Source organism: Pseudomonas sp. 05N36, assembly GCF_056397385.1.
Genome location: NZ_JBFTNH010000012.1, coordinates 306,854 through 330,623, shown reverse-complemented (window position 1 = coordinate 330,623; position 23,770 = coordinate 306,854). Strand labels below are relative to the sequence as shown.

Genomic DNA, 23,770 nt, shown 5'->3' with positions numbered 1-23,770 from the left:
GAGCATTCAATGATGAAAACGTATGTTGCGGCGCTCTCGACCACTGCCCTGATCAGCCTGGCACCTTATGCGCTGGCGGCGTCGAGCACCGACCTGACCGTCACCGGCACGATCACGCCCAGTGCTTGCACACCGTTGCTGTCCAACGGCGGGATGATCGCCCACGGAAAAGTATCGGCCAGCAATCTCAACCAGAATCGATTCACTGAGATAGGCACTCATCCATTGCAGTTGACGGTGTCCTGCGATGCAGCCACTCAATTCGCATTGAACGCTATCGACAACAGACCCGACACTTCAGACAGGCCGGCCCAGTTCGGCCTGGGATTGACCGACGCGGGCGAAAAGCTGGGCCGCGTCGAGATCGAAATCAAGCACGCTACAGCAGACGGTCAGAAAGGGTTGACGATTGAATCCTTCAACAATGGGGACACATGGAACCGTTCAGACGTCATAGAGCCTGGATATCTCATAGCGCTCAGCCCAACTTACTCCCCACCGACCCCCGGAGCCTGGAAGGACGTTGTCCTGGACCTGCAGGTCCGCACCCTGATCCACCGTGCCGATGAGCTGACGCTAACCAACGACGTCGCCATCGACGGCTCCGCGACATTTGAAATGCATTACCTGTAAGGCCGTAGACGACCTTGCCCGGAGTCATGCTCCGGGCAAGGACTTTTTCCGCTGACCAACCATAGCGAAACCTGCCCCATGAAAAAATTGCCACACGCCCTGACGATGGCGCTCATCGTCCTGACTTCACCGCTCGCCTTCGCCGCATCAAGCACTGACCTGACCGTCACCGGCACGATCACACCTGCGGCATGCACACCCAGTCTGCCCACTGGCGGGACCGTTGAATACGGCAAGATTCCAGCCCGGGATTTGAAGCAAACCAGCACAACCGTCCTCCCACGCGCCATATTGCAATTGAAGGTGGATTGCGAGGCAACAACACCCATGGCGCTCAGGCTCATTGATCACAATCCCAACGACGACACCTTCTCAAACATGGGATTGGGCAAAACACCGGCCAATGAAAATATCGGCTACGCCGCCGTTCTCTTTTCCAACACTGTTGTCGACGGTATTCAGGTGCAAATGAGCGATTCGGCAGACAATGGACAGAGCTGGAGGAAATCCCTCGCCTTCTTTCGCCACTGGCTGTATGCACCGAGCAGCATTGCCGACCACAGCGTGCCGATCTCTAGCCAAAACTATTCGACGAATCTCGAGGTAGTAGGATTTATCTACCGCGCAGACAGCCTGACCCTGACAGATGAAGTGCCACTCTACGGTCATGCAACCATCCAGGTGGAATACCTGTAATGCTGAAGTCGATCCTGTCCAGAGTCATGCTTCGGGCAAGGACTTATTTCTCTATCCTTCCATAACGAACCCATCTATGAAGAAGAATCCACACGTGTTGGCGATGGCGCTCATCGTCCTGACTTCACCCTTCACCTTCGCCGCTTCGAGTACTGAGCTGACAGTAACCGGCCTCATCACCCCGGTGTCTTGCACGCCCAGTCTGTCCAACAACGGCCTCATCGATTTCGCCAAAATCTCCCGGCAAGACCTCAGCGTCGACAAGCGCACGCGACTGCGCGACCGGACACTCGACCTCAACATCCAGTGCAATGCGCCCGCGCGTTTCGCCCTGCTGATGCGCGACAACCGCGACGGCTCGGCGATCGTCAACAGCGAGATTTACTACGGGCTGAATCGCGACAGCAGCGGCAATAAAGTCGGCCTGTATTCATTGAACTTCGATCCGGCCACCACGGTGGTGGACGATCTGCCGCAGGTCTTTCGCACGGACTCCACCACCGGTGGCATAGCCTGGAGTTCATCGAACAGCCGCTCCATCCCGATTGGCGCCAGAAGTTACCTGGGGTTTACCAACGTGGCCGGTAGCAACGCCGGCCCGATTGCCATCCAGAGCCTGACAAGCCGGGTCACCCTTGAAACGGTCATCTCGCCAACTTCCGAACTGGACTTGAGCACCGAGGTGCCACTCGACGGCTCGGCGACACTGGACGTTGTTTACCTGTAGTCAGACCTTTTCGCTGACCACCTGTACGTACAGCGAACGCCCGGCACCGAGACCGGCGATGATCGCGCCGAGGCCAATAACCCCGAAGATCCAGCCCAGCGCAGTCCAGCCGCCGGTCCAGTCATGTACCAGACCGACTGCAAACGGCCCCATTGAGGCCAACGTATAACCGAACCCCTGGGCCATGCTCGACAGATTGGCCGCCACATGGGCATCGCGCGAACGCAGTACGATCAGGGTCAGCGCCAGGCTGAACGTACCGCCCTGCCCCAGCCCGAGCAGAATCGCCCAGCCCCACAGCCCTTCGATCGGTGCATAGAGGCAGCCGAACAGACCGCCGAGGGTCAGGAGCATGACGATGACGATTGCCAGTCGCTGATCCTTGCCGCGCGTCGCCAGCCACGGCGCGGCCAATGAGCTGGCCAACTGGATGATCACCGAACCGGACAGCACCAGCCCGGCCTGGGTCGGGGTCAGGCCACGACCGATCAGGATCGACGGCAACCAGCCGAAGACGATGTAGGCCAGCGAGGATTGCAGGCCCATGTACAAGGTCACTTGCCAGGCCAGCGGATCACGCAGCAAACCGCGCACCCGATACGCCACATTGTGCGCGCCGTGTTTCTGACCGACTTGCGGCAACCAGAACAGCGCGGCGACCAGCGCCGGAATCACCCAAAAGCCCAGGCCGAGCGCCCAGCTTTCGTCGAAATGCTGGCTCAAGGGCACCGTCGCACCCGCCGCCATGGCTGCGCCCAGGCACAGGGCCATGGTGTAAACGCCGGTCATGGTGCCCGCGTGTTTGGCAAAATCACGTTTGACGATGCCCGGTAGCAACACGCCAATCACACCAATGCTCGCGCCGGCCAGAACGCTGCCGGCAAACAGGCCGATCTCACCGAACGAACTGCGCAGAATGATCCCGCCAGCCAGCGCCAGCAAAATTCCCAACACCACCCGCTCCGCGCCAAAGCGCCGCGCCAGCAGCGGTGCCAGTGGCGCGAACAGCCCAAGGCAAAGCACCGGCAAGGTGGTCAGCAAACCCGCCTGGGCCGCCGACAGCCCGAGGCTTTTCGACACCTCGCTAAGCAGCGGCGCCATGCTCGACAGCGCCGGGCGCAAGTTCAGCGCCACCAGAATCAGCCCCAGCAGCAACAACCACGGGCGACGCAAAACCGGATGACTTTGCTGGACCTGTTCGTCATCGGCCTCGGCATCGATCAACAGCTCTTCGAGCTCAGCCGTGCGTTTGAGTGGGGTCGTGCTGTGGGTATTCGCCTGCTGGCTGGACATGAGGTTCTCGGTTTCAAGGTTCATTGATCAACTGCCGGGAAATGGCTTTGGCCCGCTCCGGATCGCGCTGCTCGACGGCATCGAGCAGTTCGATATGCAGGTCGAACACCTCTTGACGTCTGGGAGTGATGTTGAGGGTCTGGCGCAGTTGCGCGCCGATGATGCTGGAGAAATAGCGATACAACTCGCTGAGCGTCGGGTTATGCGCAGCGTCCACCAAACGACGATGGAACACCAGGTCGCAGGCAATGTAGCTGTCGAGATCACCGTGGTAGTGGCTGCCGCTGACACCCAAGGCTTCACGCAGTGCGATGAGGTCTTCATCGGTACGACGCAACGCCGCCAGACCGATGGCCTCGACCTCGAGGATGTGCCGGGTTTCCCGGGCCTGTTCGTGGGAACAACGGGACAAGGCTTTCATCGTGTCGAGCGGGTCGACGACCGCCCGCAGGTAACTGCCGTCGCCCTGCCGGATCTCGATCAGACCGGAAAACGCCAACACTCGCATGGCTTCGCGCACGGTGTTGCGGCTGATACCCAGCTCGGTCGCCAGTTCAGGTTCAGTGGGCAGGCGTTGGCCGACTGACCAGGTGCCGTTGTTGATGCGCAGGCGCAACTGTTCAAGGGTCTGATCGACCAGAGAACGCTTCACCAGTGGGGATGTGTCTGTCATTGAATTCGCCCTTTCATCCAATCATAGGATGAATTTTCTGACATGTTAGTCAGCTTCGTCCGAGAGGGCAACGGGCTAGGGTTACAAAGCTGGAAAAGGAGCGGGATTTTCGATTAGTCAAAATTACCCTGTAAGGGTAGTTTCAGAGACAGGGTTCGTGGTTTCTTATGGAAAAGAGCACACCCCATTACGACTTAGCGGTGATTAAGGCGGATGTCAGACGGCTTGGGGGCAAGGCATTCACTAGCACTGCAAAAAGCGGCGGCTGGATACTCGGCTTAAGCGTTGTGGAAATGCAAGAGGTCATCTTCGAGCTCCAACGACAGATGTTGTTCAAGTCGATGACCACCTATGACGATCATCGCGTCTGGCAAGACGTCTATCACATCAACTCATACGGTCTGGAGATTTACATCAAAGTGACATATCGCCCCGGCGGTGGCCCACCAGTAATCTCCTTCAAGGAGAAATCCCAATGAAAACCCAGCAGTGTTTCAGCTGCGGAGCGCGGGAAGGAATGCGACATTTCGAAGGTCGCGGCGAAACCATGAGCGTCAAAGGAATGGAGCGCCGCGTAGATGATCTATCTGGCTGGGAATGTCAGATATGCGGCGAAGTCGAGTTCGATCCCGGTTGTTCAGAGCGTCATTCGGCTGCGGGTGACGAACTGGTCATGGCAGCAAGGCAGATGATAGGCACCGAGATGAAGCGTATCCGCCGCAAACTGCATCTATCGCAAAAAGAAGCCGTGCAATTGTTGTCCGGCGGTGGACACAACGCGTTTTCCCGTTATGAGCGTGGAGAAATACTCCCGCCAAAGCCATTGATACTGCTGATGCGCCTGCTTGATCGCTATCCGTATTTGCTCGCCGATGCGAAGTCACTGGGTGAAGAAGCAGACTTGAGGAGCTTCAAGCATACCGTGCACAAGGAGCTCGAAACCCTCACGGTTTCCTGATCAAAAAAACAAACCCGGCACGAGGCCGGGTTTCTTTTTTGCGAGTCAGCCCGGCATCAATGCAGGATCTGGCTCAGGAACAGCTTGGTGCGATCATTCTGCGGGTTGTCGAAGAAGTCGTTCGGCGCAGCCTGTTCGACGATTTCGCCCTTGTCCATGAAGATCACGCGGTTGGCCACGGTCCGGGCAAAGCCCATTTCGTGGGTTACGCAGAGCATGGTCATGCCGTCTTCGGCCAAGCCGATCATGGTGTCCAGAACCTCTTTCACCATCTCTGGATCGAGTGCCGAAGTCGGTTCGTCGAACAGCATGATTTTCGGCTTCATGCACAGCGCGCGGGCAATCGCCACACGCTGTTGCTGACCACCGGACAATTGCCCCGGAAACTTGTGCGCCTGCTCTGGAATGCGTACGCGCTCCAGGTAATGCATGGCAATTTCTTCCGCCTTGCGCTTGGGCATCTTGCGCACCCACATCGGTGCCAGTGTGCAGTTCTGCAGGATGGTCAGGTGCGGGAACAGGTTGAAGTGCTGGAACACCATGCCGACTTCGCGACGAATCGCCTCGATCTGTTTCAGGTCGTTGGTCAGCTCCACGCCATCGACCACGATGCGGCCCTGCTGGTGCTCCTCCAGACGGTTGAGACAGCGAATGGTGGTCGACTTGCCGGAACCCGACGGCCCGCACAAAACGATACGCTCGCCTTGCTTGACGTTCAGGTTGATGTCTTTCAGTACGTGGAACTGGCCGTACCACTTGTTCACGCCCTGCATCTGAATAATGCCTTCAGGGCTCACAGGCTGTTTGATCGCTTCACTCATAAACTACGCTCCTAACGCTTGTGGCCTGTGTCCAGCTTGCGTTCCAAATGCATGGAATAGCGGGACATACCAAAACAGAAAATCCAGAACACCAGGGCCGCAAACACATAGCCTTCGGTAGCCATGCCCAGCCATTTCGGGTCGGCGGCTGCTTGCTTGACGCTGTTGAGCAAGTCGAACAAGCCGATGATGATCACCAGGCTCGTGTCCTTGAACAGCGCAATGAAGGTGTTGACGATACCCGGAATCACCAGCTTCAGGGCTTGCGGCAGAATCACCAGGCCCATGCTGCGCCAGTAACCGAGGCCCATCGCTGCTGCGGCTTCGTACTGACCTTTGGGAATCGCTTGCAGACCACCGCGCACCACTTCGGCGACGTAGGCCGACTGGAACAGGATCACCCCGATCAAGGCCCGCAGCAACTTGTCGAAGTTCATGCCTTCAGGCAGGAACAACGGCAGCATCACCGAAGACATGAACAGCACCGTGATCAACGGCACGCCGCGCCAGAACTCGATGAAGGTCACGCAGACCACACGAATCGCCGGCATGTTCGAGCGACGCCCCAGGGCCAGCATGATCCCCAGCGGCAACGCACCGACAATACCGACCGTGGCGATCACCAGGGTCAGCATCAGGCCGCCCCATTGACTGGTCGCAACGTTGGTCAGGCCAAGAATGTCACCGTGCAGCAGGATGTAGGCAACAATCGGATAAAGCACCAGAAAGCTCAGCCCGTACACCGCTTTACGCGGGAAGCGCGAGATGAACAACGGTGCCACGCCGATGATCGCCAGCCACACGGTCAGGTCGACACGCCAGCGCAGTTCGGGCGGGTAATACCCGTACATGAACTGGCCAAAACGCTGCTGAATGAAAACCCAGCAAGCGCCTTCCTTGGTGCAGTCGGCGCGCGTGGTGCCCACCCAGTTGGCATCCAGAATCGCCCAGTGCAGGATCGGCGGCACTACCAGATAAATCAGGTAGAACGCGAACAGCGTGAGCAGCGTGTTGATCCAACTGGAGAACATGTGCTCGCGCATCCACGCCAAGATACCGATTCTGGTACCCGGCGGTGGCATGTCAGGTTTGAAAATATGAGTCGTCATGCGCGTTTCCTCACCGCTCGATCAGCGCAATGCGCTTGTTGTACCAGTTCATCAGCAGGGAAATGCTGATACTGATCGCCAGGTACACGCTCATGGTGATGGCAATGACTTCGATCGCTTGCCCGGTCTGGTTCAGCACCGTGCCGGCAAACAGCGAAACCATTTCCGGATAACCGATACCGGCGGCCAGCGAGGAGTTCTTCGCCAGGTTCAGGTATTGGCTGGTCAGTGGCGGAATGATCACCCGCAAGGCTTGCGGGATGATGACCTTGCGCAGGGTTGGGCCGTTGCGCAGTCCAAGCGAACGGGCCGCTTCGGTCTGACCATGGCTGACCGAGTTGATCCCGGAACGCACGATCTCGGCGATGAACGCCGCGGTGTACACCGTCAGGGCCAGGGTCAGGGCCAGCAGTTCCGGAATCAGCACCCAGCCACCGACAAAGTTGAAGCCTTGCAGCTTCGGCATTTCCCAATGCAGTGGCACACCGAAGATCAGCGCGCACAAGGCTGGAATCACCAGAAACAGCGCCAGGCCGACCCAGAACTTGTGGAACGGCTCGCCGGTCGCTTCGAAACGCTTGTTGGCCCAACGGCACATCAGCACGATAGCGACGATTGCCACCACGATGCTGATCACAAACGCCCAGAACCCGCTGGCCATCTGCGCGGCCGGCATGTTCAGGCCACGGCTGCTGACAAAGAAGGTGTCGGCGAAGTTATGGCTATTGCGTGGCCCTGGCATGGTCAGGAACACCGCGAAGTACCAGAACAGGATTTGCAGCAGCGGCGGAATGTTACGGAAAGTCTCAACGTAAACGGTTGCCAGCTTGTTGATGATCCAGTTCTTCGACAGCCGTGCCACGCCAACGATGAACCCCAGAATCGTCGCCAGGATCACGCCGATAAAGGTCACCAGCAAGGTGTTGAGCAAACCGATGACAAACACCCGGGCATAGCTGTCCGATTCGGTGTAGTCGATCAGGTGTTGCGCGATGCCGAACCCGGCGCTGCGCTCCAGAAAGCTGAAACCGGAGGTAATGCCCCGGTGTTGCAAGTTGGTTTGAGTGTTGTTGAACAGGTACCAACCCATCGAGATCACCGCGATAACCGTGATGATCTGAAACAGCCACGCACGCACTCGCGGATCGCTGAGGCTGAGCCTCTGCTTTGGTGCGCCGATTGAATTTTGCATGAAGTGCCCCAGAAATAATGGAACAGAACATCACCCGGTGGTTGGCCCACCGGGTGATAGAACCATCAGCGCACTGGTGGTGCGTATTGAATGCCGCCGTTGGTCCACAGCGCGTTCAGGCCACGGTCGATTTCCAGCGGAGTGCTCTTGCCGAGGTTTTTCTCGAAGACTTCGCCGTAGTTACCGACCTGCTTGACGATTTTCACCACCCAGTCTTTCGGCAGCTTCAGATCCTTGCCGTACTCACCGTCAGAGCCCAGCAGACGGGCGACGTCCGGGTTCTTGGTCGACTTGGCTTCTGTTTCGACGTTTTTCGACGTGATACCAGCCTCTTCGGCGTTGAGCATGGCGTAGCCAACCCAACGAACGATCGCCAGCCACTCATCGTCGCCATTACGCACGACTGGACCCAGAGGCTCTTTGGAAATGGTTTCTGGCAGTACCACATAATCTTTAGGCGAAGCCAGTTTGCTGCGTTGTGCATACAACTGGGACTTGTCGGAGGTCAGCACGTCGCAACGACCGGATTCCAGCGACTTGGCGCTTTCATCGGAGGTGTCGAAAGTAATCGGGGTGTACTTCAGGCCGTTGGCACGGAAGTAGTCGGACACGTTCAGCTCGGTGGTGGTACCGGCTTGAATACAGATGGTCGCACCATCCAGTTCCTTGGCACTTTTCACGCCCAGCTTGCTGTTGGCCAGGAAGCCTACGCCGTCGTAATAAGTAATGAAGCCAGGAAACTTCAGGCCCATGCCCGCATCACGGGAACTGGTCATGGTGGAGTTACGCGACAGCATGTCGATTTCGCCGGATTGAAGCGCGGTGAAACGCTCCTTGGCATTCAACTGGCTGAATTTTACCTTGGTCGCGTCGCCGAATACGGCAGCGGCAACGGCGCGGCAGTAATCAGCATCGATACCGACGATCTTGCCGGTGGAGTCCGGAACCGAAAAACCTGGCAAACCGTCGCTCACGCCACATTGCACAAAGCCTTTCTTCTGTACCGCATCCAGGGTTGCACCCGCCTGAGCGAACCCACTGACACCGAGTACTGCGGCCGCAGTCACGACTGCCAGGGTGGATTTCAACATCTTCATTCAAACCTCCAGTTTTGCTCTTGTTGTGTCGGAGCTTGAGTCCTGCCGCACCCTTATGAGGCGCTGTTGACCCGAGTTGGCATTTCTTTGGGTCAAGCGGCGTAAGACCTTAGCTATGAGTCTAGTAGGAGAAAATCCACATAATGGAAAACTCACTTCTCACCAATCGGCCGAACGGGCTGTAGCCCCTTTTACGTTCGCGAAGCCCGTAACGGCCACTGGCGAACATCCATCACCGGATTCTTGCTATCCCACAGCCGACAGTGACTGATAGTGTTACCGCCGTGGCTGAGAGCAATCACTCGTCTTCCCCATAGCAAGGCCCGTACCACAGTTGCGGCTTAAGCGTTTCAGCCATGGGTCAATAGAAAAACTTATAGATTCACGACATTTTATTAACCAATAAACCAGTCGCGCCCCATCTTCTCGCACCGCACGGGAGTACGCGCACCACAATGGAGCAACCATGACCGAGCCCTTGATTCTTCAGCCCAGCAAGCCTGTCGATGCCTGCGTTATATGGCTGCACGGCCTGGGCGCCGACCGCTATGACTTCCTGCCGGTGGCCGAAGCCCTGCAGGAAAGCCTGTTGACCACCCGCTTCGTCCTGCCCCAGGCGCCGACTCGCGCAGTGACCATCAATGGTGGTTACGAAATGCCAAGCTGGTACGACATCAAGGCCATGAGCCCCGCCCGGAGCATCAGTCACGAAGAGCTGGAGGTGTCGGCCCAAACCGTCATAACGCTGATCGAAGAGCAGCGAGCCAGCGGAATAGACGCCTCGCGGATTTTTCTTGCGGGTTTTTCCCAGGGCGGCGCAGTCGTACTGCACAGCGCTTTCCTGAGATGGCAGGGACCGCTGGGGGGCGTGCTTGCCCTCTCCACCTACGCGCCGACGTTCAGCGATGAACTGGAGCTTTCAGCCAGCCAGCAGCGGATCCCGGTGTTGTGCCTGCATGGCCAATACGACGATGTGGTGCAGAACTCCATGGGACGCAGTGCGTACGAGCATTTGAAGACCCGTGGTGTCACCGTGACATGGCAGGAATACCCAATGGGTCACGAAGTGTTACCCGAAGAAATCCGCGATATTGGCGTCTGGCTCGCGGACCGCTTGCGCTAATACGGAAACTTCCTGTAGCTGTATGAGCAACACACTACGCCGCGCCGGTTTCTTGCATTACACTGGCCGGCGTACATTCCTTAACCAATTGATGAGATGACCGTGCTCAAAGCACTCAAGAAAATGTTCGGTAAAAGCGAGGCTGAGCAGCTCGCGCCCAGCTCCAGCGCACCTTCCCACACACCCAGCAGCCGCACCGACGGTCATCAGCCTGGCCGGACCGCAGCTGTCGCGGCACCGAAACAAGAGCCTGTGAACACCGCGGCCACCGAGCCTGTTGCGGACAAACCGCGCAGCGAGACGCCAAAACCTGCGCAACCGCGCCGCGAACGCGCGCCGAAACCGCCGCTCAAAGCCTGGAAACTCGAAGACTTCGTCGTCGAACCCAAGGAAGGTAAAACCCGCTTCCACGATTTCAAACTGGCCCCGGAACTGATGCACGCCATCCAGGACCTGGGTTTCCCGTACTGCACGCCGATCCAGGCACAGGTATTGGGTTTCACCCTGGCCGGCAAAGACGCCATCGGTCGTGCCCAGACCGGCACCGGCAAAACCGCCGCGTTCCTGATCTCGATCATCACCCAACTGCTGCAAACCCCGCCGCCGAAAGAGCGCTACATGGGCGAGCCTCGGGCGCTGATCATTGCACCGACCCGTGAACTGGTGGTGCAGATCGCCAAGGACGCGGCCAACCTGACCAAGTACACCGGCCTCAACGTCATGACCTTCGTTGGCGGCATGGACTTCGACAAGCAACTCAAGCACCTCGAAGCCCGCCACTGCGACATCCTCGTTGCGACCCCGGGCCGCCTGCTGGACTTCAACCAGCGCGGTGACGTGCATCTGGACATGGTCGAAGTGATGGTGCTCGACGAAGCCGACCGGATGCTCGACATGGGGTTCATCCCACAAGTGCGTCAGATCATTCGCCAGACCCCACCGAAAAGCGAACGTCAGACCCTGCTGTTCTCCGCCACCTTCACTGAAGACGTGATGAACCTGGCCAAACAATGGACCACCGACCCGTCCATCGTTGAAATCGAATCCGAGAACGTTGCCAGCGAAAACGTCGAACAGCACATCTACGCCGTTGCCGGTGCCGATAAATACAAGCTGCTCTACAACCTGGTCACCGACAACGGCTGGGAGCGGGTGATGGTCTTCGCCAACCGCAAGGACGAAGTGCGGCGCATCGAAGAACGCCTGGTGCGTGATGGCGTCAACGCAGCCCAGTTGTCGGGTGACGTTCCGCAGCACAAGCGCATCAAGACCCTGGAAGGATTCCGTGAAGGCAAGATCCGCGTGCTGGTGGCCACCGATGTCGCCGGTCGCGGGATTCACATCGACGGCATCAGCCACGTGATCAACTTCACCCTGCCGGAAGTGCCGGACGACTATGTCCACCGCATTGGTCGTACCGGTCGCGCGGGTGCCGATGGCGTGTCCATCAGCTTCGCCGGTGAAGATGACTCCTACCAGCTACCGTCCATCGAGGCATTGCTGGGTCGCAAGATCAGTTGCGAAACCCCGCCGACTCATCTGCTACGCCCTGTAGAGCGCAAGCGTCCGTAATTTTCGGCCACACAGCTCTCCCCAAAAGAAGGCGCAGCCGGAAACGGACTGCGCTTTTTTTACGCCTGGATATTGCCAAACAGAACAATAAGTCCACAATGGACAAATTAGTTTACTTGCAAATCCATGGAGCATCCGCATGCCCAGCACACCTTATGTGATCGCCAAACCCCAGGCCCGCGAACTGCTTGAGCAGGTCGACGTGCCGAAGATCCTGCGCAAGCTGTTCCGCGATCTGGCCGCGGGTCAGGCCGTGCAACCGGCCCAGCAATGGGTGGAGTTTCCGCAAGGCGCCGGTGACTTCATCAACTACCTCGGGGTGTTGGCCGAAGACGGTGTATACGGTGTGAAAACCTCGCCCTACATCGTGCGCCAGGACGGTCCGCTGGTGACCGCCTGGACGCTGCTGATGTCGATGCAAACCGGCCAGCCGCTATTGCTCTGCGATGCCGGTGAACTGACCACCGCGCGCACCGCCGCGACCACTGCCGTTGCTATTGATGCCCTTGCCCTGCCGCAGGCCTCGCGCCTGGCAATCATCGGTAGCGGCCCGGTTGCCCAGGCTCACCTGCATTACGCGAGGAACGTACGGGAATGGCAAAGCATCAGCCTCTATTCGCCGAACCTGGCGAGCCGGGATCCGCAATTGCTCGCACAACTGACGGCCATCGACTCGCGCCTGAAGGTGTTCGATAGCCGCGAAGCCGCGATCCAGGACGCCGATGTGATCATGCTCTGCACCTCGTCCGCCGGCCCCGTTATCGATCCACGGACCTTGAGCAAACCGACACTGATCACCTCCATCAGCACCAACGCAGTGCGGGCTCACGAGGTGCCGCCTGCAACGCTCAGCGAGATGCAGGTCTATTGCGACTATCGCCTGACCACTCCAGGTTCTGCCGGCGAAATGCTGATCGCCAGCGAGCAACACGGCTGGGACAAAAACTCGATTGCCGGCGACCTGGCCGAACTGTTGAGCGAACAGACGCCACGTCCGGCTTATGATCGCCATGTGTTCTTCCGTTCCATCGGTCTGGGCCTGGAAGACATCGCCCTGGCCAATGCCCTTTATCAGTTGCAACAGCAGAACTGAAACGAAACGCTTTCCCTTGTGGGAGCGAGCCTGCTCGCGATTGCGTCACCGCTGTTTGCCTGACGGATTGCGGCGCCTGCATCGCGAGCAGGCTCGCTCCCACAGGGGACCTCTACAACTTCGGCATTTACGCCCATCAGGAGACGTTCATGACCCAGGCAGACTTCATCATTATCGGCGGTGGCATTGCCGGTGCTTCCAGCGGTTTTTGGCTGTCACAACACGGTCGGGTCATCGTGCTCGAACGCGAATCCCACCCGGCCTATCACTCCACCGGGCGTTCGGCCGCTTTGTACTCCGCCGCTTATGGCACGCCGCAAGTACGCGCGCTGACCCAGGCCAGCCGGGATTTCTTCGATGCGCCGCCTGCCGGTTTCTGCGAACACCCGCTGCTGACCCCGCGTGGCGAGATGACGGTCGACTTCACTGGCGACCCGGACGAGTTGAACAATCAGTACCTGAGCGCCAAGGCGACCGTGCCGCAGATGCAACTGCTCAGCGCCGAAGAAGCCTGTGCCCGCATCCCGATCCTGCGTCGCGAGAAAGTTCACGGAGCGATCTACGACCCTACCGCCACGGACATCGACACTGATGCCCTGCATCAAGGCTACCTGCGCGGCATCCGCCGCAACCAGGGCGAAGTGCATACCGACAGCGAAGTCCTGAGCCTGACGCGCGATGCCGACAATCTCTGGCAAGTGAAAACCGCCCAGCAGACCTTCAGCGCACCGATCATCATCAATGCAGCCGGCGCCTGGGCCGACCAACTCGGTGAAATGGCCGGCGCCAAGCCTCTGGGCCTGGTCCCCAAGCGTCGCGCCGCCTTCATCTTCGCCGGCCCCGAAGGCGTGGACACCCACGACTGGCCGATGCTGGTCAGCCTCGACGAATCGTTCTACATGAAGCCCGATGCCGGAATGTTCCTCGGTTCGCCAGCCAACGCCGACCCGGTCGAGCCGCATGACGTGCAGCCCGAAGAGCTGGACATCGCCATGGGCATTTACCAGATCGAAGAAGCCACCACCCTGACCATCCGCCGACCGACCCGCACCTGGGCGGGTTTGCGCAGTTTTGTCGGCGACGGTGATCTGATCAGCGGCTTCGATCCACACGTGCCGGGTCTGTTCTGGGTGGCCGCGCAGGGTGGTTACGGCATTCAGACCTCGCCCGCCATGGGCCAGGCCAGTGCTGCGCTGGTACGTGGCGAAGCCTTGCCGGAGCAACTCAGCCACTTTGGCCTCAGCGCAGCGGTGCTCTCCCCTTCCCGCCTTGGCTGAACCTGCCTGCGGGGTGACGTCTGCGCCCGATTACGGCAAACTCCCAGCGCCCTTTTTCTACAGGGCGCTGATTGCCTGGAGCAACACCCATGACCCCACCTCTTCAAGATCCTGCACTGGATAACTTCCGGGCGATCGCCGACGCCATTGCCACGCTGTTTTTCCCCCACGCCGAGGTGGTGCTGCACGACCTGCGCACGCAGAAAATCGACTACATCGCCAACAACCTGTCCAAACGTGAAGTCGGTGACGATGCCGCGCTGGAAGACATGCTCAGCGAAGAAATCAGCGAGCGGAATATCGGTCCGTACGAAAAGCTCAATTGGGACGGGCAAAAGATCCGCAGCCTCAGCAGCGTGCTGCGCGACAGCGAAGGGCGTCCGATTGCCGTGCTGTGCATCAACCTGAATATTTCGCTGTTTGAAAACGCCAAGGCGGCGCTGGATCTGTTTCTCTCACCGAGCAAGTTGATCCCGCAACCTGACGCGCTGTTTCGCGACGACTGGCAGGAGCGCATCAACACCTTCCTGCATAACTGGCTGCGAGAGCGGCAACTGGGCCTGAATATGCTGACTCGCGAGCACAAACGCGAGCTGGTGTTGGCGTTGCACGCCGAAGGGGCCTTCAAGGGTAAAAGCGCCTCCAACTATGTGGCCAATGTGCTGAACATGGGACGGGCGACGGTGTACAAGCATTTGAAAGAATTGAAAGGCTGAAACCTGACCTGAGAGATGTGTTGGCTGGTAGGGCCTCATCGCGAGCAGGCTCGCTCCCACACTGGTTCTGTATCGATCACAAAATCTGTGTCTTGTGGAGATCAAATGTGGGAGCGAGCCTGCTCCGGGCGGCGTTCCGACGATGGCGATCAATCAATCGCCGTAGATATCCGACTTGAAGTACTTGGCTTCGATCTTCTGGTATTCGCCGTTGGCGCGAATGCCGTCGATGGCATTGTTCAGTTGGCTAACCAATTCAGTATTGCCCTTGCGCACCGCAATCCCGGCGCCCTCGCCCACGTATTTCGGGTCCTTGAGCTCCGGTCCGACAAACGCGTAGCCCTTGCCGCGCGGCATCGACAGGAAGTCGCTCAGCGGAATGGTATCGGCGAAAACGCCGTCCAGACGCCCGGCGGCCAGGTCCATGTAGATTTCTTCATTGTTGCCGTAACGCGCCACCTTGATGCCCTTGGGCTCGAAGACTTCCGTGGCGTAACGGTCGGTGGTGGTTGCCCGTTGCACACCAATGGTCTTGCCCTTGAGGCTTGCGTACTGGTCATCAACCACCGCACCGTCCTTCATCACCAGCCGCGATGAGGTGAAGTAGTACTTGTGGGTGAAATCCACCGACTTTTTACGGTCTTCGTTAATAGTCATGGACGACAGCGCGGCGTCGATTTTCTTCACCTTGAGCGAAGGAATCAAACCGTCGAACTCACCCTCGACCCACTCGCACTTGACCTTCATCTGCGCGCACAACGCGTTGCCGATGTCGTAGTCGAAACCGGTGATTTTTCCATCCGCAGTCTTGGAGGCAAACGGCGGATACGCCGCTTCGATACCGATGCGCAGGGTTTTCTCGGCGGCAAACAGACTGCTGCACGCCAACAGGCTCAGGGCCAGGCCACCGATCAGGGGGAGCTTCTTCATGTTCATTTTCTCGCGGGTTGTTGTTGGTTTGGCAAGACAGAAGAAAGTGAAACGGGAAACAGCTTTTTTGTACTTATAATTCCATACTGGACTTTTATGTATTTCCCGTCAATCGGGCGCGCACAGTTCTTTCAGCCTCTGGTCGGTGAGGTGAATCTGGAGGAAATTCGGTGTTGTTGATGGCCCTATCGCGAGCAGGCTCGCTCCCACAGTGAATCTTCGTCATACACAACATCTGTATCTGATCGAGATCAACTGTGGGAGCGAGCCTGCTCGCGATAGCGGACGGACAGCCAACAAAAAAACAGCAGGCGACTGACTACTTCCAGCGATCCGCCGCCGCGTGATCGCTGTCGCGCCCTTCCACCCAACGCGGGCCGTCGCTGGTGTTTTCTTTTTTCCAGAACGGTGCACGGGTTTTCAGGTAGTCCATGACAAAGGCGCAGGCGTCGAATGCTGCCTGGCGATGGGCACTTGCCGCACCGACGAAGACGATCGGCTCGCCCGGCTCCAATGCGCCGATGCGATGCAGCACTTCCAGTTTGAGCAACGGCCAGCGTTGCTCGGCCTCGACGGCAATCTTGCCGAGAGCCTTTTCGGTCATGCCCGGGTAGTGTTCAAGAAACATCCCGGCCACATCGAGCCCGTCGTTGAAGTCACGGACATAACCGACAAAACTCACCACCGCACCGACGCCGACATTCGCCGCGTGCATCGCATTGACTTCAGCGCCGGGGTCGAACGCCGTGGACTGCACGCGAATCGCCATGGATCAGCCTCCGGTAACGGTGGGGAAAAACGCCACTTCATCGCCATCGACGAGCGGCTCGTCGAGCTGGCACAAGTCTTCATTACGCGCGCACATCAGGTTCTGCTCGCTCAGCACCTCGGCGCCCTCGCGTTGCGCCAGCAGCAAACGCACATCGTCGACCGAAGCGAAATCACCTTCGACGCTCAACGAATCAACACCCAGCGCCTCGCGGTAACGGGCAAAAAACTTCACGGTCAGCTTCATTGATCGGCCACCTGATAGTGCCCGCTCTTACCGCCGAGCTTCTCCAGCAGGCGCACGGTTTCGATGACCATGCCTCGGTCCACGGCCTTGCACATGTCGTAGATCGTCAATGCGGCGACACTGGCCGCGGTCAGTGCTTCCATTTCCACCCCGGTCTGCCCGGACAGTTTGCAGCGTGCCACGATGCGCACCGCATCGAGGCCTTCGGCACTGAGCTCGACCTTGACGCTGGTGAGCATCAGCGGATGGCACAGCGGGATCAAATCAGAGGTTTTCTTCGCCGCCTGAATGCCGGCGATGCGCGCCACAGCGAATACATCACCTTTGGGGTGACCACCGCTGACAATCATCTGCAGGGTTTCAGGGAGCATACGCACAAGCGCTTCGGCCGTGGCTTCACGGAACGTCACGGCTTTTTCGGTGACGTCGACCATATTGGCGCGACCTTGGGAATCGAGATGAGTCAGCACAGCCTTACTCCTGATCAGGAGCACCGATTGTAAACCCGTGGGTCAAATTTTCGCGAGTTTGATTATTAAGGCCGTCCACGTACTCGTAGCAGCTGGCGAAGCCTGCGTTCGGCTCGGTCCGCGTTCGGGCGCAGCAGTCGTGAATCAGTCGCTGCGTTCCTTCAGAAACAACGGGTGTTCCGGATGGCGACCGCTGCGCGCTCGAACGCAGGCTTCGCCAGCTGCTACAGGGGAATTCGCTGTGCAATAAAAAACCGGGCGGCTTTGGGGCCGCCCGGTTTGGGTGAAGGTTACAAATGAGATTCGGCGTATTCGGCCAGAATCGAACGTGGCACCCCTTGCAGGGTGATGTGCACCCCGTTGGGGAAGTCCTTGAAGCGTTCAGTCAGGTAAGTCAGCCCGGAGCTGGTCGCGGACAGGTAAGGGGTGTCGATCTGCGCCAGGTTGCCCAGGCACACCACTTTGGAACCGGCGCCGGCACGGGTGATGATGGTTTTCATCTGGTGCGGCGTGAGGTTCTGGCATTCGTCGATCAGGATCAGGCTTTGCTGGAAGCTGCGGCCCCGGATGTAGTTGAGGGATTTGAACTGCAACGGCACTTTGCTGAGGATGTAGTCGACGCTGCCATGGGTGCTTTCGTCATCCATGTGCAAGGCTTCGAGGTTGTCGGTGATGGCGCCCAGCCAAGGCTCCATTTTTTCCGCTTCGGTGCCCGGCAGGAAACCGATCTCCTGGTCCAGGCCCTGCACGCTACGAGTGGCGATGATGCGCCTGTAGCGCTTGCTGACCATGGTCTGCTCGATTGCCGCAGCCAGCGCCAGGATGGTTTTACCCGAACCCGCAGCACCCGACAGGTTGACCAGGTGGATGTCCGGGTCGAGCAAGGCGTACAGCGCCAGGCTCTGATAGATGTCGCGTGGTTTCAGGCCCCAGGCTTCCTGGTGCAACAGGGGTTCCTGATGCAGGTCGAGGATCAGCAGCTTATCGACCTGGATTTCCTTGATCCAGCCGACAAAACCCTGTTCGTCGATGATGAACTCGTTGATATGCACGGCTGGCAGGTTATCGATCAGTTGCACCTGGTGCCAGGTGCGCCCATGGTCCTGACGGGTTTCGACCTTGCTCACACGGTCCCAGAACGAGCCCGTCATGTTGTGATACCCGTTGGGCAGCAACGACACGTCGTCAACCAACTGGTCAGTGCTGTAGTCCTCGGCCGCAATCCCGCAGGCCCGGGCCTTGAGGCGCATGTTGATGTCTTTGGTCACCAGCACCACACGCAATTCCTTGTCACGCGCGTGCAGGTCGATCAACTGGTTGATGATGATGTTGTCGTTCAGGTGTTCGGGCAGAACAATGTTCGGCTCGGTGCGTTTGCTCATCAGAATCGACAGCAAACCCTTGGGCCCGCTTTTTCCACGCTGGATCGGCACACCCTGTTCAACGTCTTCGGGAGAGGCATCGCCCAGCGTGTTGTCGATCAGGCGAATGGCCTGGCGACATTCGGCCGCAACGCTGTGATGGCCGCTCTTGAGCTTGTCCAGCTCTTCAAGGACGGTCATCGGGATGGCAACGTGGTGTTCTTCGAAGTTCAGGAGCGCGTTTGGATCGTGGATCAATACGTTGGTATCGAGTACATAAAGGATTGGCAGGTTGGAGGGGCTACGTCCGTGATCATCCATACTCGGTCACCTTTGTGGGAGCCAGTCGACGCAATACCATGACGGTGCTGCGCCTCGAAGTGGCCACCGAATTCACCTGCCGTACTGAAATGAACTGCACGACTCAAGTGAACTGCACACACGGGGTCTTGGAAGACGCCACCTGTGTTGCAGGTTTCGGCGGTCTGTCTTCGTAATACTCCAAAACCCATGACAGAAAAAAGCACTTTGACGCTTTTTTGAAGTTTATTTTTCAGAGTGACGAAAAGCCCTTGGCGCGCCGCGCCGGCACCGTTAAAGTCGGAAGTCCGTCTGTATCGAAATCCCTCCTGAAATTCCCCCTGCCCCAGTGTTTCCGGCTTTTTTTTGGGGAAAGGCGCGTTTCAGCGAAAAGCATCCTGACAATCTTCCCAGCCGATCCCGCTTTGCGCAGTGTGCGTCAACAGCCAGGGCAGCGCCGTTTTCACCACGTCCTGTTTGGCGTTGAAATTAATCACCCCGTGGCGCCACAACAGCATCAATGTCAGCACCCGCTGCGCGCTCTGCTCAGCCGTGAGCTGACGACTGCCGTCCGCAGGATCGATATCCCACAGCGCCACCTGCAACCCCTGAGCCTTGAAGAAACCCTGCGCATCGGCGCGACGCTGGCCATTCGGTGGGCGGAACAACGGCACGAAGTTCTCCGGCAGTTTGCTCTTCACCAGTTCGACGCTGCGAGTCACTGAATACTGCCAATCCTGCCAATGGCTGTGGGAGCGGAATTCCCAGCCCTGCACGCCAATGCATTGCTTTGAGTACAACCCTTGCAACTCGGCCACCGAGTGCTGTGCCAGGCGGTTCTGGATATCGCTGCCCAGCACAAAGAAGGTTCCGCTCAGGTTCGCCTTGCGCAGGTACTCGGCCAGCCACGCGGTGTTGTCCGGCGCAAGGTTGGCGGCGCTGTCGAAGCTCAGCACAAACAGCCGATCGTTGAGCTCATCACCGTTACGCTCGTAGTCGCCGAACAGTTCGACTTCGCTGCTGGTCTGCGGAAACAGTGCGGCCTTGCGCAATTGTTCGTCCAGATAGCGCTCGTGAAAACGCCGGCTCGGCGCGGCCCATCGGGTGTAATAGGAATCTTCGCCGAGTTCGAACTTGGCGGCCTGCTCGCGCAGAGTGTCCATGTCTTCGACCAGAAAACAGAAGGACGCATCCTGATCGCAGCTGCGCTGGGCAAAATTATAGTTGGCAAGCAAGCGTTGCCACATGCGCGCGCGCAGCGTGTTGATCGACTCGAGGTTGATCATCCGCAACCCCAGGCGCTGCTTTAAAGCTGCCTCATCCAGCGCTTCACTGGCGAGCAAGGCCCGGGCGAAGGTGAGGATTTCCGCGCGTGAAGCGACATCGAACAGCGTCGGGTTGCCGAGTTGCTCTGGCCAGGTGCTGCGGTCCAGCGTGGCGAGGTCATTGGGCGCGGCATAGGCACTCACGCTGAACAACCAGGCACAAAACAGTAAAGCGATACGCAAAGGGATGTCTCCATAACAAAACCCGCGCGGCACTATAGCTGATCTTGCGACCCTCCCTGCTGCGCCTGCGTACCCAATGTGGCGAGGGAGCTTGCTCCCGCTCGATCGCGAAGCGGTCGCAAAGCCAGCGACCACGATTTGCCTGACATGATGAAGTTGCAAACTTCAGGGCCGCTTCGCAGCCCAACGGGAGCAAGCTCCCTCGCCACAAAGGACTCGACACCACCGATCAGCTATCACTTCCATAGCTGGAGTCAACCGGGACAACCCCCTAGAATCCCCGCACGATCAAAGGAGACGACTTCATGCTGATGGTGATTTCCCCCGCCAAGACCCTCGATTACGAAACACCGCCGGCCACCCAGCGTTTCACTCAACCGCAATACCTGGACCATTCCCAGGAGCTGATCCTGCAATTGCGCGAGCTGAGCCCGGCACAGATCAGCGAGTTGATGCACGTTTCCGACAAGATCGGCGGCCTCAACGCTGCACGCTTCGGCAGCTGGACCCCGGCGTTCACGCCAGCCAACGCCAAGCAGGCGCTGCTGGCGTTCAAGGGTGACGTGTACACCGGCATGAATGCCCAGACCTTCAGCGAAGCCGATTTCGACTATGCCCAGCAACACTTGCGCATGCTCTCGGGCCTCTACGGCCTGCTGCGCCCGCTGGACCTGATGCAACCGTATCGGCTGGAGATGGGCACCAAACTGGCCAATGCCCGCGGCAAGGATCTGTATGCCTTCTGGGGCACGCAAATCAGCGAATGGCTGAACGAAGCCCTGGCAGAGCAAGGCGATGACGTGCTGCTCAACCTGGCCTCCAACGAGTACTTCTCGGCGGTCAAACGCAGCGCCTTGAACGCCCGGATCATCAACACCGAGTTCAAGGACCTGAAGAACGGCCAGTACAAGATCATCAGCTTCTACGCGAAGAAAGCCCGCGGGATGATGAGCCGTTTCGTGATCCAGGAACGCATCAACGACCCGGCTGCGCTCAAGCAATTTGACGTGCAGGGTTACCGCTACAGCGCCGAACAGTCGAAACCCGACAACCTGGTTTTCCTGCGCGACCACGCCCCCGAATAACGCATCACGATGGCGCACGACATTGATCATGTGCGTGCGCCGAAACGTGGTTTCCCCCTGCATCTCCCCCGCCTAATTCGTCATTTTTCTGGCGCCAAAAACACATAAATTCCATTTATGAAATTTCTTTCACTCGACAAGCGTGAATTTTTTCAGTAGTGGCACGCATTTTTTTCAAGCGTAGTGGCAAAAAACTATTCACGTTAATTAACTCCCCATTAATAAAGGTCGAAACGGCAAGTGCTATCAATATGAGAGCAGTGCCATCTTTTGCAATATTTCAGGAAATTTCAAAAATCGGGATAAGCCGCCATGAACTATCTGAAAATACACCGCTCATACCACCGGCAACGATTATCTCCGAGCGTGTACGAGATAACTTACACAGCGTGCAGGCCCTATCGCCAAGTTGTCATATTCAACTTGGCTTTCAGGTTACTTATTTGGAGAAGCAGGAGATAACGCACCATTACTATCCCCTACAAGGCCAAGGCTGCCCCCCTGTAAACGTGCTCACCCGAGCACCTGAGTGCTTGATATTGCTGGCTTTACGCCAACTTTCAAGTACCACCAGCCTTTTGCACCACGGTATTCAAAAGAAATGCCGGCTGCAGTTCAGGGCACGCCTTCACTGTCAGGCCAAGTTTCGCACACCTTGAGTGCACTTATTTAGACACTCGGAATTGAGTATGCCTGCACACGGTATTGTGGCGCCTGCCATCCACACTTCCGAGTGCACTTCGACCGCTGAACACTATTAACTTCGCGCCTTTAATGGCGTGATCAATACAGAGGTAATTGCGATGCGCATCAGCATATTTGGTTTGGGTTACGTCGGCGCAGTCTGTGCCGGTTGCCTGTCTGCACGAGGCCACGACGTGGTTGGCGTGGACATTTCCAAAGACAAGATCGACCTGATCAATGCAGGTCGTTCTCCGATCGTTGAACCGGGTCTGGGCGAGCTGCTGACCCAGGGCATTCAGACCGGTCGTCTGCGCGGCACCACCCACTTCGCAGAAGCCATCCGTGACACCGACCTGTCGATGATCTGCGTCGGTACGCCGAGCAAGAAGAACGGCGACCTGGAACTCAACTACATCGAATCGGTGTGCCGCGAGATCGGCTTTGTCCTGCGTGACAAAACCACCCGCCACACCATCGTGGTCCGCAGCACCGTGTTGCCGGGCACCGTGAAGAACGTGGTAATCCCGATCCTCGAAGACTGCTCGGGCAAAAAGGCCGGCATCGACTTCGGCGTTGCCGTGAACCCCGAGTTCCTGCGTGAAAGCACCGCGATCAAGGACTACGACCTGCCACCAATGACAGTCATCGGCGAGTTCGACAAGGCCAGCGGTGACGTTCTGCAATCGCTGTACGAAGAACTCGACGCGCCGATCATCCGCAAGGACATCGAAGTCGCCGAGATGATCAAGTACACCTGCAACGTCTGGCACGCCACCAAAGTGACCTTCGCCAACGAGATCGGCAACATCGCCAAGGCGGTCGGTGTCGATGGTCGCGAAGTGATGGAAGTGGTCTGCCAGGACAAGACCCTCAACCTGTCCCAGTACTACATGCGCCCGGGCTTCGCATTTGGTGGCTCGTGCCTGCCAAAGGACGTGCGCGCCCTGACCTACCGCGCAAGCTCCCTGGACATCGAAGCACCGCTGCTCAACTCGCTGATGCGCAGTAACGAATCCCAGGTGCAGAACGCCTTCGACATCGTTTCCAGCCACGACAAACGCAAAGTCGCCCTGCTCGGCCTGAGCTTCAAGGCCGGCACCGATGACCTGCGCGAAAGCCCGCTGGTGGAGCTGGCGGAAATGCTGATCGGCAAGGGTTACGACCTGAGCATCTACGACAGCAACGTCGAATACGCCCGCGTCCACGGTGCGAACAAGGACTACATCGAATCGAAGATCCCTCACGTCTCGTCCTTGCTCAACTCGGACTTCGACTCGGTGATCAACAACTCCGACGTGATCATCCTCGGCAACCGCGACGAGAAGTTCCGCGCTCTGGCCGAGACCGCGCCGCACGGCAAGCAAGTGGTCGACCTGGTCGGCTTCATGTCCAAAGCCACCAGCGTCAGTGGCCGCACCGAAGGTATCTGCTGGTAAC

At 58.3% G+C, this 23,770-nt stretch carries 24 protein-coding genes; 12 read left to right on the top strand and 12 right to left on the bottom strand.

All coding sequences use genetic code 11. The features are described 5' to 3' along the window. The first annotated feature begins 9 nt into the window (after window positions 1-9). The 3 genes from AC1DIH_RS17445 (at window position 10) to AC1DIH_RS17435 (ending at window position 2,056) form a co-directional block, all read left to right on the top strand. Window positions 10-633, top strand: a complete 624-nt coding sequence (locus tag AC1DIH_RS17445) for a DUF1120 domain-containing protein (protein WP_477772618.1) — start codon at window positions 10-12, stop codon at window positions 631-633. A 78-nt stretch (window positions 634-711) separates the two neighbouring features. After that, window positions 712-1,329 carry a DUF1120 domain-containing protein gene (locus tag AC1DIH_RS17440; protein ID WP_477772617.1) on the top strand — a complete coding sequence of 206 codons (618 nt, stop codon included), beginning with the start codon at window positions 712-714 and terminating at the stop codon, window positions 1,327-1,329. Between the two features lie 76 nt (window positions 1,330-1,405). Beyond that, on the top strand, window positions 1,406-2,056 hold the full coding sequence (locus AC1DIH_RS17435; protein WP_477772616.1) for a DUF1120 domain-containing protein: 651 nt from the start codon (window positions 1,406-1,408) through the stop codon (window positions 2,054-2,056). Here AC1DIH_RS17435 and AC1DIH_RS17430 read toward each other — a convergent pair whose 3' ends face one another. Continuing rightward, window positions 2,057-3,373, bottom strand: a complete 1,317-nt coding sequence (locus AC1DIH_RS17430) for a CynX/NimT family MFS transporter (protein ID WP_477772615.1) — start codon at window positions 3,371-3,373, stop codon at window positions 2,057-2,059. Next, on the bottom strand, window positions 3,363-4,022 hold the full coding sequence (locus AC1DIH_RS17425; protein ID WP_477772614.1) for a FadR/GntR family transcriptional regulator: 660 nt from the start codon (window positions 4,020-4,022) through the stop codon (window positions 3,363-3,365). The genes AC1DIH_RS17430 and AC1DIH_RS17425 overlap by 11 nt, the downstream gene beginning before the upstream one ends. 167 nt (window positions 4,023-4,189) lie before the next feature. On the opposite strand from AC1DIH_RS17425, the gene AC1DIH_RS17420 reads away from it, so the two are divergent. Further along, on the top strand, window positions 4,190-4,501 hold the full coding sequence (locus AC1DIH_RS17420; RefSeq protein ID WP_477772613.1) for a type II toxin-antitoxin system MqsR family toxin: 312 nt from the start codon (window positions 4,190-4,192) through the stop codon (window positions 4,499-4,501). Further along, on the top strand, window positions 4,498-4,980 hold the full coding sequence (locus AC1DIH_RS17415; RefSeq protein ID WP_477772612.1) for a type II toxin-antitoxin system MqsA family antitoxin: 483 nt from the start codon (window positions 4,498-4,500) through the stop codon (window positions 4,978-4,980). Before AC1DIH_RS17420 ends, AC1DIH_RS17415 begins: the two co-directional genes overlap by 4 nt. A 56-nt stretch (window positions 4,981-5,036) precedes the next feature. Here AC1DIH_RS17415 and AC1DIH_RS17410 read toward each other — a convergent pair whose 3' ends face one another. The 4 genes from AC1DIH_RS17410 to AC1DIH_RS17395 form a co-directional block, all read right to left on the bottom strand. Further along, window positions 5,037-5,801, bottom strand: coding sequence for an amino acid ABC transporter ATP-binding protein (locus AC1DIH_RS17410; protein WP_003171943.1), 765 nt, complete (start codon window positions 5,799-5,801; stop codon window positions 5,037-5,039). An 11-nt stretch (window positions 5,802-5,812) separates the two neighbouring features. Next, window positions 5,813-6,910, bottom strand: coding sequence for an amino acid ABC transporter permease (locus AC1DIH_RS17405; protein WP_477772611.1), 1,098 nt, complete (start codon window positions 6,908-6,910; stop codon window positions 5,813-5,815). A gap of 10 nt (window positions 6,911-6,920) precedes the next feature. Then, window positions 6,921-8,102, bottom strand: a complete 1,182-nt coding sequence (locus AC1DIH_RS17400; protein ID WP_477772610.1) for an amino acid ABC transporter permease — start codon at window positions 8,100-8,102, stop codon at window positions 6,921-6,923. A gap of 65 nt (window positions 8,103-8,167) precedes the next feature. Beyond that, complete coding sequence (locus tag AC1DIH_RS17395; RefSeq protein WP_216745018.1) at window positions 8,168-9,199, bottom strand: amino acid ABC transporter substrate-binding protein; 1,032 nt, start codon at window positions 9,197-9,199, stop codon at window positions 8,168-8,170. 466 nt (window positions 9,200-9,665) lie between these two features. Between AC1DIH_RS17395 and AC1DIH_RS17390 the strand changes: the two genes are divergently transcribed. From AC1DIH_RS17390 to AC1DIH_RS17370, 5 genes are all read left to right on the top strand, one after another. Beyond that, on the top strand, window positions 9,666-10,322 hold the full coding sequence (locus AC1DIH_RS17390; protein WP_477772609.1) for an alpha/beta hydrolase: 657 nt from the start codon (window positions 9,666-9,668) through the stop codon (window positions 10,320-10,322). A gap of 96 nt (window positions 10,323-10,418) precedes the next feature. Further along, window positions 10,419-11,894, top strand: coding sequence for an ATP-dependent RNA helicase RhlB (rhlB, locus tag AC1DIH_RS17385; protein ID WP_477772608.1), 1,476 nt, complete (start codon window positions 10,419-10,421; stop codon window positions 11,892-11,894). Window positions 11,895-12,033: 139 nt separating this feature from the next. Further along, a complete protein-coding gene (locus AC1DIH_RS17380) occupies window positions 12,034-12,987 on the top strand; it encodes an ornithine cyclodeaminase family protein (protein ID WP_477772607.1) in 954 nt (317 codons plus the stop codon). A gap of 149 nt (window positions 12,988-13,136) precedes the next feature. Next, window positions 13,137-14,264, top strand: a complete 1,128-nt coding sequence (locus AC1DIH_RS17375; RefSeq protein WP_477772606.1) for an NAD(P)/FAD-dependent oxidoreductase — start codon at window positions 13,137-13,139, stop codon at window positions 14,262-14,264. 89 nt (window positions 14,265-14,353) lie between these two features. Then, complete coding sequence (locus tag AC1DIH_RS17370) at window positions 14,354-14,980, top strand: helix-turn-helix transcriptional regulator (RefSeq protein WP_477772605.1); 627 nt, start codon at window positions 14,354-14,356, stop codon at window positions 14,978-14,980. Between the two features lie 153 nt (window positions 14,981-15,133). Here the strand turns inward: AC1DIH_RS17370 and AC1DIH_RS17365 are convergent, their stop codons facing one another. From AC1DIH_RS17365 to AC1DIH_RS17340, 6 genes are all read right to left on the bottom strand, one after another. Continuing rightward, window positions 15,134-15,910, bottom strand: coding sequence for an ABC transporter substrate-binding protein (locus AC1DIH_RS17365; RefSeq protein ID WP_477772604.1), 777 nt, complete (start codon window positions 15,908-15,910; stop codon window positions 15,134-15,136). 319 nt (window positions 15,911-16,229) lie between these two features. Next, complete coding sequence (gene moaE, locus AC1DIH_RS17360) at window positions 16,230-16,679, bottom strand: molybdopterin synthase catalytic subunit MoaE (protein WP_071551749.1); 450 nt, start codon at window positions 16,677-16,679, stop codon at window positions 16,230-16,232. A gap of 3 nt (window positions 16,680-16,682) precedes the next feature. Next, window positions 16,683-16,925: a MoaD/ThiS family protein gene (locus tag AC1DIH_RS17355; RefSeq protein ID WP_347927945.1), complete on the bottom strand. Its 243-nt coding sequence runs from the start codon at window positions 16,923-16,925 to the stop codon at window positions 16,683-16,685. Beyond that, the gene (gene moaC, locus AC1DIH_RS17350) at window positions 16,922-17,395 is read right to left on the bottom strand and encodes a cyclic pyranopterin monophosphate synthase MoaC (RefSeq protein ID WP_054593900.1); all 474 of its coding nucleotides are present in this window, start codon (window positions 17,393-17,395) and stop codon (window positions 16,922-16,924) included. Before moaC ends, AC1DIH_RS17355 begins: the two co-directional genes overlap by 4 nt. A 290-nt stretch (window positions 17,396-17,685) precedes the next feature. Then, window positions 17,686-19,077 carry a PhoH family protein gene (locus AC1DIH_RS17345; RefSeq protein ID WP_054593901.1) on the bottom strand — a complete coding sequence of 464 codons (1,392 nt, stop codon included), beginning with the start codon at window positions 19,075-19,077 and terminating at the stop codon, window positions 17,686-17,688. Between the two features lie 362 nt (window positions 19,078-19,439). Further along, window positions 19,440-20,564, bottom strand: a complete 1,125-nt coding sequence (locus AC1DIH_RS17340; protein ID WP_477772603.1) for a polysaccharide deacetylase family protein — start codon at window positions 20,562-20,564, stop codon at window positions 19,440-19,442. A 305-nt stretch (window positions 20,565-20,869) separates the two neighbouring features. On the opposite strand from AC1DIH_RS17340, the gene yaaA reads away from it, so the two are divergent. Next, on the top strand, window positions 20,870-21,649 hold the full coding sequence (gene yaaA, locus AC1DIH_RS17335; protein ID WP_054593903.1) for a peroxide stress protein YaaA: 780 nt from the start codon (window positions 20,870-20,872) through the stop codon (window positions 21,647-21,649). A gap of 803 nt (window positions 21,650-22,452) precedes the next feature. Next, window positions 22,453-23,769, top strand: coding sequence for a nucleotide sugar dehydrogenase (locus AC1DIH_RS17330; RefSeq protein ID WP_477772602.1), 1,317 nt, complete (start codon window positions 22,453-22,455; stop codon window positions 23,767-23,769). Window position 23,770: the final 1 nt, after the last annotated feature.